The organism is Acidiphilium sp., from assembly GCF_049977125.1.
Taxonomy (GTDB): domain Bacteria; phylum Pseudomonadota; class Alphaproteobacteria; order Acetobacterales; family Acetobacteraceae; genus Acidiphilium.
Genome location: NZ_JBMFGY010000099.1, coordinates 1 through 11,527, shown reverse-complemented (window position 1 = coordinate 11,527; position 11,527 = coordinate 1). Strand labels below are relative to the sequence as shown.

General features: G+C 63.5%; 11 protein-coding genes. 6 read left to right on the top strand and 5 right to left on the bottom strand.

Features of this window, described 5'->3' with window-relative positions:
- Positions 1–112: 112 nt before the first annotated feature.
- The 4 genes from pgm to ACP5E6_RS13270 all read right to left on the bottom strand — a co-directional run bounded on the left by pgm (position 113) and on the right by ACP5E6_RS13270 (position 4,851).
- Positions 113–1,765: a phosphoglucomutase (alpha-D-glucose-1,6-bisphosphate-dependent) gene (gene pgm, locus ACP5E6_RS13285; RefSeq protein ID WP_427954751.1), complete on the bottom strand. Its 1,653-nt coding sequence runs from the start codon at positions 1,763–1,765 to the stop codon at positions 113–115.
- A 221-nt stretch (positions 1,766–1,986) separates the two neighbouring features.
- Positions 1,987–2,469: an SCO family protein gene (locus tag ACP5E6_RS13280; RefSeq protein WP_427954750.1), complete on the bottom strand. Its 483-nt coding sequence runs from the start codon at positions 2,467–2,469 to the stop codon at positions 1,987–1,989.
- Positions 2,470–2,568: 99 nt separating this feature from the next.
- Complete coding sequence (locus ACP5E6_RS13275) at positions 2,569–4,275, bottom strand: methyl-accepting chemotaxis protein (RefSeq protein ID WP_427954749.1); 1,707 nt, start codon at positions 4,273–4,275, stop codon at positions 2,569–2,571.
- A 24-nt stretch (positions 4,276–4,299) separates the two neighbouring features.
- Positions 4,300–4,851 carry a hypothetical protein gene (locus ACP5E6_RS13270; RefSeq protein WP_427954748.1) on the bottom strand — a complete coding sequence of 184 codons (552 nt, stop codon included), beginning with the start codon at positions 4,849–4,851 and terminating at the stop codon, positions 4,300–4,302.
- Between ACP5E6_RS13270 and msrB the strand changes: the two genes are divergently transcribed.
- The 3 genes from msrB (at position 4,850) to ACP5E6_RS13255 (ending at position 7,568) form a co-directional block, all read left to right on the top strand.
- Positions 4,850–5,299 carry a peptide-methionine (R)-S-oxide reductase MsrB gene (gene msrB / locus ACP5E6_RS13265; protein ID WP_427954747.1) on the top strand — a complete coding sequence of 150 codons (450 nt, stop codon included), beginning with the start codon at positions 4,850–4,852 and terminating at the stop codon, positions 5,297–5,299. The two genes, ACP5E6_RS13270 and msrB, sit on opposite strands and share 2 nt — an antisense overlap.
- Positions 5,296–5,856, top strand: coding sequence for a peptide-methionine (S)-S-oxide reductase MsrA (msrA, locus tag ACP5E6_RS13260; protein ID WP_427954746.1), 561 nt, complete (start codon positions 5,296–5,298; stop codon positions 5,854–5,856). The genes msrB and msrA overlap by 4 nt, the downstream gene beginning before the upstream one ends.
- Before the next feature lie 89 nt (positions 5,857–5,945).
- Positions 5,946–7,568: an ABC-F family ATP-binding cassette domain-containing protein gene (locus ACP5E6_RS13255; protein WP_427954744.1), complete on the top strand. Its 1,623-nt coding sequence runs from the start codon at positions 5,946–5,948 to the stop codon at positions 7,566–7,568.
- Positions 7,569–7,656: 88 nt separating this feature from the next.
- Here the strand turns inward: ACP5E6_RS13255 and ACP5E6_RS13250 are convergent, their stop codons facing one another.
- Positions 7,657–8,313 (bottom strand): ATP-dependent Clp protease proteolytic subunit, encoded by a 657-nt coding sequence (locus tag ACP5E6_RS13250; protein WP_427954743.1) that lies wholly within the window; start codon positions 8,311–8,313, stop codon positions 7,657–7,659.
- 209 nt (positions 8,314–8,522) lie between these two features.
- Between ACP5E6_RS13250 and ACP5E6_RS13245 the strand changes: the two genes are divergently transcribed.
- From ACP5E6_RS13245 to ACP5E6_RS13235, 3 genes are all read left to right on the top strand, one after another.
- Positions 8,523–9,662 (top strand): Re/Si-specific NAD(P)(+) transhydrogenase subunit alpha, encoded by a 1,140-nt coding sequence (locus tag ACP5E6_RS13245; protein ID WP_427954741.1) that lies wholly within the window; start codon positions 8,523–8,525, stop codon positions 9,660–9,662.
- 175 nt (positions 9,663–9,837) lie between these two features.
- Positions 9,838–10,233, top strand: coding sequence for a proton-translocating transhydrogenase family protein (locus tag ACP5E6_RS13240; protein WP_427954739.1), 396 nt, complete (start codon positions 9,838–9,840; stop codon positions 10,231–10,233).
- Between the two features lie 14 nt (positions 10,234–10,247).
- Positions 10,248–11,527, top strand: a 1,280-nt coding sequence (locus tag ACP5E6_RS13235) for an NAD(P)(+) transhydrogenase (Re/Si-specific) subunit beta (RefSeq protein ID WP_427954737.1), incomplete at its 3' end; no start/stop codon positions are given.

The window sequence follows — 11,527 nt, the reverse complement described above, 5'->3', positions numbered from 1 at the left end:
CCTTCCTCGCCGCAATCAGCCTCACCGCCGCTGCCTGGCTGTTCCGCAAACGATCCGTTTAACCAACGCCAGAATGAGGATTGCGCAACCGCCCCATCTTGAGGAGACCGGATCACGCAGGTTCGAAAAACCGGCCGATCAGGGTTTGTGCCTCATCCTGCACCTGTTTGAGATGCGCGGCGCTGACGAAGCTCTCTGCATAGATTTTATAAACATCCTCGGTCCCGGACGGTCGGGCGGCGAACCACGCATTCGCGGTGATAAGTTTGATGCCGCCGAGCGGCGCGCCATTGCCCGGTGCGCGGTTGAGTTTCGCAATAATCGTCTCTCCGGCCAAGATCGTCGCATCGATCGATTCCGGAGTGAGTTTCGCAAGAATGGCCTTTTGAGCGCGTGATGCCGGGGCGTCGATACGCTCATAATACGAGGTGCCGAGATCCTTGGTGATCCCGGCATAGAACCGGCTCGGGTCGATGCCGGTGGTCGCCGTGAGTTCAGCCGCAAGCAGACCGAGGATCAGCCCATCCTTGTCCGTGGTCCAGACCGATCCATCGCGCCGCAGGAACGAGGCACCCGCGCTCTCCTCGCCGCCGAAGGCGAGCGACCCATCGATCAAACCGGTGCTGAACCATTTGAAACCGACCGGAACCTCGGTCACGCGCCGACCCAGCCTCGCAACGACTCGGTCGATCATGGCGCTGGAAACCGCGGTCTTACCGATCGCCGCGGCAGCGGGCCAATCGGGTCGGTGGGTGCAGAGATATCCGATCGCGGCAGCGAGATACTGGTTCGGTGGCATCAATCCGCCAGTCGGGGTGACAATACCATGACGATCGGCATCGGTATCGGTCGCAAACGCAATATCGAACCGGTCCTGTAGCGCAATCAGCGGAGCCATCGCATAGGGCGAGGAACAATCCATCCGGATCTTACCGTCCCAGTCGACCGACATGAACCGAAAATTCGGATCGATCGTGGCATTCACCACCGTCGCATCGATGGCATACCGTTCCATGATCGGCTGCCAATACGCGACCGCAGCCCCGCCCAGCGGATCAATCCCGATCCGAACCCCGGCGGCGCGGATCGCCGCCATATCGATCACGCCAGCGAGGTCGCTAACATACGGGGCAACATAGTCATGAAGGTGGATGCAGGCGGTGCGCCGGGCGCGCCCGAAATCCATCCGCCTGACCCCGGCGTTCCGCGCGGCGAGATATTCGTTGGCCCTGTGCTCAATCGCGCCAGTGATATCGACATCGGCAGGACCACCATTGGGCGGATTATATTTAAAGCCGCCATCTTCCGGTGGGTTGTGCGACGGGCTGATCACAATGCCATCCGCCAACCCGGTGTCGCGCCCCCGGTTGTAGGCAAGAATGGCATGAGAAATCACCGGGGTCGGCGTGTAACCCAGATGCTGGTCGATCATGGTTTCGACCTCGTTAGCGGCCAGGACTTCGATCGCGGTGGTAAAGGCCGCTTCCGACAGCGCGTGGGTATCCATGCCCAGGAACAGCGGGCCGGTGATACCAACGCGGCGGCGGTGGTCGCACACCGCCTGGGTGATCGCGAGGATATGGGCTTCCGTGAAGCTGGCGCTACGCGAACTGCCACGATGACCCGACGTGCCGAAGGCAACGCGCTGGCTCGCAATCGCAGGGTCGGGCAGCAGGGCGAAGTATTCGGTAACGAGCCGGGGGATATTCGCCATCAGCGATTCGGGTGCTGGCGTGCCAGCGAGTGGGCTCAGATGTTCGGACATGTCGGCCTCATATTATTGCCATCCCCACTGCTACAATCCAGGAAGCAGTTTCGTCCACAGGCCACGCCCGCCGTCAACCCGGCGCGGCGATTCCGAGGGATCGGGGCACGGCATCCGCGCGACGGTCGGGCGACGACAGAAGCTTGATTAGAGCGATATGCGATTAAGTTGACGCGGCAGCGGCAACATAATCGCATGAAATCGCTTGAAAAAACATAGAGTTAGAGCGTTAATCTGAAAGCATAACGCTCTAACGCGCCAGCGAGTTTCGGTGCAGGCAGATCCCCGCTCAAAGCCGTGCGAAACCGCCCATGCGGACCCATCACGTAAATCAGGCTGCTGTGCGGGATTGACCCGGTCTTCGGGTCCGGTGCGCCAACGTAGACGTGAAATGCAGCTTCGGCGCGACCGATGACAGCCGCGCTCCCGGTCAGCCCGATGATTCGATGGGAAAACAGTCGCGCGTAGTTGCCGACCACGGCCGGTGTATCGCGCGTTGGATCAATCGTGATGAACAGCGGTTGAACCATTGCCGCCCGTGAACCAAGCAGACGCATCGCCCCCGCGATCGCCGCCATGGTGAGCGGGCATTGATCGGGACATCCCGTGTAACCGAAATAGATCAACAGAAACCGTCCCCGAAAGTCGCGCGTCGAGACCGTCTGCCCGGCGGCCCCGCGCAGCACGAGTGGCGCACCGATCATGCGCGACGGTGCAGTGGCACGGGCGCACGGGATCACGATCCCGACGGCTAAACCGGCAAGTGTGGCCAGAACAATCCGGCGCCGGCAGCCCCGCACGGTTTAGAACTCCGTCCAATCATCGCGTGAAGCGGTTGCGCGCGCCGCACCCGCAGCGAGCTTTGCGGGTCGCAAGGCAACAACGGCGGCCGGCCGCGCGGGCCGTGATAACGGACCGGCCGGCCGATCAGCACCGCCCGCCGCAGCCACGCGCCCGACTCTGAAGCGGTCGATCAGCCTTGCGAGATTGTCGGTCTCATCGGACAGACCGCGCGCCGCCGCAGTCGTCTGTTCCACCATGGCGGCATTCTGCTGGGTTGCCTGATCCATCTGGTTGATCGCGGTATTGACCTGGGCAAGCCGCCCCGCCTGATCCTGCGCCGCTGTGGCGATTGTCTCGACGACCTGGTCAATCTGGGCCACTTGTTCGAAAATCCGATTGAGCGCGTCACCCGCGTCGTTGACCAGTGAAACGCCCGTCTTGACCTGACTTTCAGCATTCGCAATCAGAACCTTGATTTCCTTCGCCGCATCGGTCGCGCGTAACGCCAGGGTTCGCACTTCCGATGCGACCACGGCGAAACCGCGCCCGGCATCGCCCGCCCGGGCCGCCTCGATTCCGGCGTTCAGCGCCAGCAGATTGGTCTGAAACGCGATCTCGTCGATCACGCCGATGATCTGGCTGATCTGATGCGACGAGGTCGCGATCCCGCCCATCGCTGTCACCGCATTGCCAACCACAACACCCGACCGCTCGGCGTCAGAGCGGGTACCCGAAACCAGTTCCCGTGCATTCTGAGCGCCCGCCGCCGAACTGCGCACCGCGCCAACGATTTCGTCCAGCGCCGCCGCCGTCTGCTCCAGCGTTGCGGCCTGTTGCTCGGTGCGCCGCGCCAAATCGTCCGATGCCGAGGCGATCTGTCCGTTGCCGGCCCTTATCGCACTCGAGGCGACCCCGATTTCAGTCACCGCCTCGCGCAATCGCGCCACCGCTTGATTGAAATCCGCACGCAAGGTTTCGTAATCGGCGTCGAATGGATCGGTGATGATCTGTTCCAGATCTCCCTCGGCCAACCGGCTCAACCCCGAGGCAATGCGGCTCACCACGACAGACTGCTGTTCGGCATGACGAGCGCGCTGCGCCTCCGCCGCAATCCGATCCGTCTCGACCCTGCTGCGTTGCACCGCCGCCTCGGCCTCCGCCGCCGCTGCCGCATGCGATGCCGCAACACTCTCAACCAACCGAGCGGCCGACTGGGTCAGCGCGGCGTTGATCTGCTGGATCATCCACACGAGCGCAACGGTCTCCAGCACAACGACCGCTGCATGCAAGAGCACCCGTGTTATGTCCGCGCCACCGGGAAACACCAGCGCCGGAGCCACAAAATTCATCACCAGATGCTGCACCGCAATCGCCCCGGCGCCAGCCAGAACCACGTCCCGGTCACAATAAACCGCCAAAATCGCCAATGCGGCGAAAAAATACATATGCGCGTCGATCTGCAGATAACTGCCCTTGCAACTGGCAACGATCAGCGAAACCATCGCGACATAGGCAATGGCGACAGTCAACCGGGTCGATTGCGCGTCAGGTCGCCACAGCCAGGCCGCCGTCATCATCGCGTCGATCAGAATGGCCAGTCCACCGGCCTCGATCCAATCATTCCCTGTCAGCCAGGCGACTAATCCGATGATCGGAACCTGAAGCCACAACAAAGGCACCATGAGCCGATTGGCCGTCTGCCTGATTCGAAAGAGATCGTCATTCATCGCCACATTAATCCTGTTGAAAAATCAGCCGCAGATCCCGGATGCCAGCGGATCAAGCAGCACCCACGCTCCCGCCCGCTCCAGCATCACACGTCGTCGGGGCAGCGCGACGACCACAAAACGGTACCCACCGAACCTGAGCACCGCCCCCGCTGAGGCGGCGGCCTGCAACGCACGAGCGCCACTCCACCATGGTGGAAATACCGCGGCCACCGGCCCTTGCGCCGGTGGCGCCATCATCACGGCCAGAACCGCCACAGTCGAAACCACCAACACGACGACAGGCATTCCCACGACATCGAGGTGCAAACACTTCAGCATGCGCCATCGGGAGAGTTTCAGCTTGGTCATGGTGACAGGATAGCGCCCACCGCTTAACAAATTGATAAGCCCGCCCCACGACATCGTGGTCATCACCCGGGCGGTGTTCTGGCCCGATCTGCCGGCGTTGACCCCGCTCGCCAGGATTCTGCGGGAAACCAGTATCCCGCGCGCCCGCAAATCGCGCGATGAACGCAAGACGCTCGACATGCGGCGCAGCGTGACCATATGAGCTGCGAAAAGGGGGTTTGTCATGACCACATATCGTAAAACGCCTGAGGCGGTCGCCGCGCTCACGGCGGAGCAATATCGAGTCACCCAACAAAGCGGCACGGAACCGCCTGGCACCGGTGCCCTGCTGCACAACAAGGCCCCCGGCATCTATGTTGATATCGTTTCCGGCGAGCCACTGTTCGCAAGCAGCGATAAATTCGAGTCTGGCTGCGGCTGGCCGAGTTTCACCAAGCCGATCGAACCGGCAAACGTCGCTGAACTTCGGGACGTGTCACATGGTATGATCCGCACCGAAGTGCGCTCCCGTCACGGTGAAAGCCACCTTGGCCATGTCTTCGAGGATGGCCCGCGTGATAGAGGCGGTCTGCGCTACTGCATCAACTCCGCCGCGCTCCGTTTTGTCCGCCGCGACGATATGGCGGCACAAGGCTATGGCGCCTACCTGCCGCAGGTGGAACCCGTGTCATGACGATCGAACGCGCCATCCTAGCCGGCGGATGCTTCTGGGGCATGCAAGACTTGATCCGGAAACTGCCCGGCGTGATCTCGACTCGGGTGGGCTATGCCGGCGGGGACGTGCCCAACGCCACCTACCGCCATCACGGCACCCACGCCGAGGCCATCGAGGTCCTCTTCAACCCCGACCAGATCAGCTATCGCCAGTTGCTGGAATTCTTCTTTCAGATTCACGACCCGACCACGCGCAACCGCCAGGGTAACGACACCGGCATGAGCTACCGGTCGCTCATCCTGACCACAAGCGCGGATCAGGCAACCATCGCCGCCGACACAATCGCCGATGTCGATGCCTCCGCCCTGTGGCCAGGTCCGGTGGTCACCGAAATCGCCCCCGCTGGCGACTTCTGGGAAGCCGAACCTGAACATCAGGATTACCTGGAACGGATACCGAACGGCTATACCTGCCACTTCATCCGCCCCGGCTGGCGACTACCCCGCCGCGCCCAGGTCTCATCGCACGCCGCGGAGTCCGGCAGGCGCCAGGTAAGCCAAGGGTCTCGCCCGTGACCGTGTAGCACCACGCTACCCCCTCGGCGGTTCCCGCGTGGCTCGAATTGGTCTAAGCGCTCCGTAGCGCCCCAAACCATCGAGATCACATGATACGCCTCGACTCCATCAGCAAGCAGAACGGCCAGCGCCTCGTCTTCATCGAGGCTTCGGCCGCGCTGCAACGCGGCGAGAAAATCGGCCTGGTCGGCCCGAACGGGGCCGGCAAGACCACGCTGTTCCGCCTGATCACCGGCCAGGAGGAGGTCGATGAGGGCAATATCCTGGTCGATCGCGGCGTCAGCATCGGCCTGTTCAGCCAGGATGTCGGCGAGATGGCCGGCCGCAGTGCGGTGGCCGAGGTGATGGATGGCGCCGGGGCGGTCAGCGTCATCGCCGCCGAACTCGCCAGTCTCGAAACCGCGATGGCCGACCCCGATCAGGCCGATCGGCTGGACGCCATCATCGAGCGGTTCGGCGATGTTCAGGCCCGTTTCGAGGAACTCGGCGGCTATGCGCTCGATGGCCGCGCCCGCGAAGTGCTCGACGGGCTCGGCTTCAGCCAGGAGATGATGGAAGGCGATGTCGGCCAGCTGTCCGGCGGGTGGAAGATGCGCGTCGCCCTCGCGCGCATCCTGCTGATGCGCCCCGATGTCATGCTGCTCGATGAGCCGAGCAACCATCTCGACCTCGAAAGCCTGATCTGGCTCGAACAATTCCTCGCGGGCTACGATGGCGCCCTGCTGATGACCTCGCACGACCGCGAATTCATGAACCGCGTGGTCAACAAGATCATCGAGATCGACGGCGGCAGCCTCACCGAATTCACCGGCGATTACGAATTCTACGAGCAGCAGCGTGCGCTCAACGAAAAACAGCAGCAGGCCCAGTTCGACCGTCAGAAAGCGATGCTGGCCAAGGAAATCGCCTTCATCGAACGGTTCAAGGCCCGCGCCTCGCACGCCGCCCAGGTGCAGAGCCGGGTCAAGAAGCTCGACAAGATCGACCGCGTCGAGCCGCCCAAGCGCCGCCAATCCGTGGTGTTCGACTTCGCCCCCGCGCCGCGTTCGGGCGACGATGTCGCCAATCTGCGCGGTGTGCACAAGCGCTACGGCAGAAGGGTGATCTACGAGGGGCTCGATCTGCTGGTCCGCCGCCGCGAGCGCTGCTGCGTGCTCGGCGTCAACGGCGCGGGCAAATCCACCCTGCTCAAACTCGTCACCGGCACCACCGCACCCGATGAAGGCTCCGTCACAATCGGCGGCAGCGTGAAACTCGGCTATTTCGCCCAGCACGCGATGGATCTGCTGGACGGTTCGCGCACCGTGTTCGAAACCCTCGACGATGCCTTCCCCCGCGCCAACCAGGGCGCGCTCCGCAGCCTCGCCGGCGCGTTCGGCTTTTCGGGCGACGAGGTGGACAAACCCTGCCGCGTCCTCTCCGGCGGCGAAAAGGCCCGGCTGGTCATGGCGCTGATGCTGTTCGACCCGCCGAATTTCCTGGTGCTCGACGAACCGACCAACCATCTCGACATGGCGACCAAGGAAATGCTGATCGCCGCCCTCGCCCAGTATGAAGGCACCATGCTGTTCGTCTCGCACGACCGGCATTTCCTCGCCGCCCTGTCCAACCGGGTGCTGGAACTCACACCCGACGGCATCCACCAATATGGCGGCGGCTATACCGAATACGTCGCCCGCACCGGCCACGAAGCGCCGGGGCTGCACGCCTGACCGCCCCCGGCCGCGCACATGCCAACCGCGTAGAAGCCACGGCGAAGCGGGACCGGTCCGCGTCCGGCCCCGCTCACTCAAGCGTCGTTCAGCCCGCGTCGAGTTCCTTCGCGCTATGCACCACCTTGGCGACCATGCCGTAGGCAATCGCCTCATCAGCACCCATCCAGTAGTTGCGATCGGTATCCTTTTCCACCCGCGCGAGCGTCTGCCCGGTTTCACGCGCGATGATCCGGTTGATCCGTTCGCGCATCTTGATGATCTCACGCGCCTCGATCTCGATATCGGTCGCCGGCCCGCGCACGCCACCCATCGGCTGATGCAGCAGGAATCGCGTATTGGGCAAGCAAAACCGCCGATCCTTGTGCGCCGCCAGAAAAATCAACGCCCCCGCGCTCGCGACCCAGCCGGTCCCGATCATCCGCACCGGCGACGTCGCATCAACATATCGGATCACGTCATGGATCGTGTCCCCGCTCTCGACATGTCCGCCCGGCGAATTGACGTAAACATCGATCGGCTCATCCGCCGCTCCCGCAAGCGCCAGCAACTGCCCGGTCACCGCCCGCGCGATCCGGTCATGAATCTCACCGAAAATCAGAACCTTACGCTGTTTGAATAACCGATTCTCCAGTTCGCCACCGGGCGTCCTGGCCTCTTTCTTGTCCGCATCCTTGGGTTCGGTCTCAGGCGGTTCTTCCTCATCGCCGCGCGGGGCAGTCCAGTTTCGATACTCGCTGTTCATGCGTCACTCCTCAGGAAAGATCGCCCCATTGTGCGTGATGCGCCGCGCGCTGTCGAGACGAGCGCGCCCCCGTCTTGACATCGCCCCCCGCCCATGGTGCGAGATGTTGGGCGACGCTCACGAACGCGGCAGCAATGCCGCGCCCGGGAGCCGTCATCATACGCCAGAACACGATCACGTTGCATGCGCTGCACGAAGGGATGGAATGAATGCGCCTCGCCGTATTGAAAGAGCGTCTGCCGGGTGAAACCCGCGTCGCCGCGGTGCCCGACTCGGTCAAGAAACTCACCGCCCTCGGCATCGATGTCGTCATCGAAACCGGCGCCGGCGAAGCCGCCGCCATTTCGGATGCCGCCCTGCGCGAAGCCGGGGCCAGCATCGTGCCCGACGCCGCCACCGCCCTCGCCGGTGCCGGCATCGTCCTCACCGTCCAACCGCCCGACGATGCCACCCTCGCCAAAATCCCGCGCGGCGCCCTCCTCATCGGCACGCTTGGGGCCTCCGGCCGGCCCGAACTCGCCCAAACCTACGCCGCCGCCGGTATCGATGCCTGCTCGATGGAACTCCTCCCTCGCATCACCCGCGCCCAGTCGATGGACGTGCTCTCCTCCCAGGCCAACCTCGCCGGCTACCGCGCCGTCATCGAAGGCGCCGAAGCCTTCCCGCGCGGCTTCGCCATGATGATGACCGCCGCCGGCACCGTACCCCCCGCCCGCGTCTTCGTCGTCGGCGCCGGCGTCGCCGGCTTGCAAGCCATCGCCACCGCCCGCCGCCTCGGCGCCATCGTCTCCGCAACCGATGTCCGCCCCGCCGCCAAGGAGGAAATCAAATCCCTCGGCGCCAGCTTCATCGGCGTCGAGGATGAGGAAAGCAAAGCCCAGACCGGCGCCTATGCACGCGAAATGAGCGCCGAATTCCGCGCCAAACAGGCCGCCCTGATCGCCGAAACCGTCGCGAAAAACGACATCGTCATCTGCACCGCCCTCGTCATGGGCCGCAAAGCCCCGATCATCGTGACCGCCGAAGCCGTCGCCGCCATGCGCATGGGTAGCGTCGTGGTCGACATCGCGGCCGATGCCGGCGGCAATTGCGCCGCCACCATCCCCGGCGAACGGACGGTCACCGAAAACGGCGTCACCGTCCTCGGCTACCGCAACTGGCCGTCGCGCATCGGCGTCGCCGCCAGCACCCTCTACGCCCGCAACCTGCTCACCTTCCTCACCAATTTCTGGGACAAGGACAGCAAAACCCCGAAACTCCCGCCCGACGATGACATCGTCAAAGGCGTCCTCCTCACCCGCGGCGGTACCGTCGTTCATCCCAGTTTCACACAGCAGGCAGCCGCATAGGAAGGCAAGCAAGGCCTTCTTTTTGTGAACAAAAAGAAGCAAAAAAACTTTATTCGATTGAGCCCATGCCAGTGAAACCACCCGTGACCCAGACAACCAAAAGTTTTTTGCTTCTTTTTTCCAAAAAAGAAGCCCTTCTTTGCCGTAACCAGCCGCCCTCGCCCAGGAGCCCCCAATGACCCCAGCCGAACTCGCGGGCCAGGCCGCCGCCCTCGCCCACAAGGCCTCCATCCTCGCCCAGAACGCCGCCGGTTTCGCCGCCGAAGCCGCCGCGCGCGGCCCGCACGGTGCCCCGCTGATCGACCTGTTCGCAGTCTTCGTGATGGCCTGCTTCGTCGGCTATTACGTCATCTGGAGCGTCACCCCCGCGCTGCATTCGCCGCTGATGGCCGTCACAAACGCGATCTCCTCGGTGATCATCGTCGGTGCCATGCTCGCCGCCGGCCTGCATGGCGATTTCGCGGCCCATGCCTTCGGTTTCTTCGCCATCATGCTGGTGTCGGTGAACATATTCGGCGGCTTCATGGTCACCGCGCGCATGTTGTCGATGTTCCGTAAAAAGACCAAGTAAGGGCGCCCAGAACCATGAATTACGCATCCGATCCGGGCATCACGCTCGCTTACATCGTCTCGGCCGTCCTGTTCATCCTCGCCCTGCGCGGATTATCAAGCCCGGTCACCTCGCGACGCGGCAATCAGCTCGGCATGGCCGGCATGGTCATCGCCATTCTCGCCACCCTCGCCCATCCCGGCATGGAACTCGGCGGCGTCGGCCTCATCGTCATCGCGGTCGCCATCGGCGGCACGGCGGGCGCGGTCGTCGCCAAACGCATCAAAATGACGGCGTTACCCCAGCTCGTCGCCGCCTTCCACTCGCTGGTCGGCCTCGCCGCCGTCTTCGTCGCCGCCGCCGCCCTCAACGCCCCGCAAAGCTTCGGCATCGGCACCTATCACCACCTCCGCCTCGAAAGCCTGATCGAAATGTCGATCGGCCTGGCCATCGGCGCCGTCACCTTCACCGGCTCGATCATCGCCTTCGCCAAACTCCAGGCCCTGATGAAAGGCACGCCGATCACCTTCAAAGGCCAGCATGCCCTCAACCTTGCCATCGGCATCCTGATCCTCATCCTGGTTATCGCCTTCGTCGCCTCCGGCGGCTCGCAGGTGCTGTTCTGGCTGATCGCCCTCGCTGCCCTCACCCTCGGCTTCCTCCTGATCATCCCGATCGGCGGTGCGGACATGCCCGTCGTCGTCTCGATGCTGAACTCCTACTCCGGCTGGGCCGCCGCCGGCATCGGCTTCACCATCAGCAACTACGCCCTGATCATCACCGGCGCCCTGGTCGGCTCCTCCGGCGCCATCCTGTCCTACATCATGTGCAAAGGCATGAACCGCTCGATCATCAACGTCCTGCTCGGCGGCTTCGGCACCGATTCCGGCGCCGCCGGTCCCACCGCCACCATGGGCGACAAAATCGTCAAATCCGGCTCCGCCGAAGACGCCGCCTTCATCATGTCCAACGCCTCCAAAGTCATCATCGTCCCCGGCTACGGCATGGCCGTCGCCCAGGCCCAACACGCCGTCCGCGAAATGGCCGACCTGCTCAAGGAACAAGGCGTCGAAGTCAAATACGCCATCCACCCCGTCGCCGGCCGCATGCCCGGCCACATGAACGTCCTCCTCGCCGAAGCCAACGTCCCCTACGACGAAGTCTTCGAACTCGAAACCATCAACAACGAATTCTCCACCGCCGACGTCGTCTACGTCATCGGCGCCAACGACGTCACCAACCCCGCCGCCAAAACCAACGCCGCCTCGCCGATCTACGGCATGCCCATCCTCGAAGTCGACAAAGCCAAAACCGT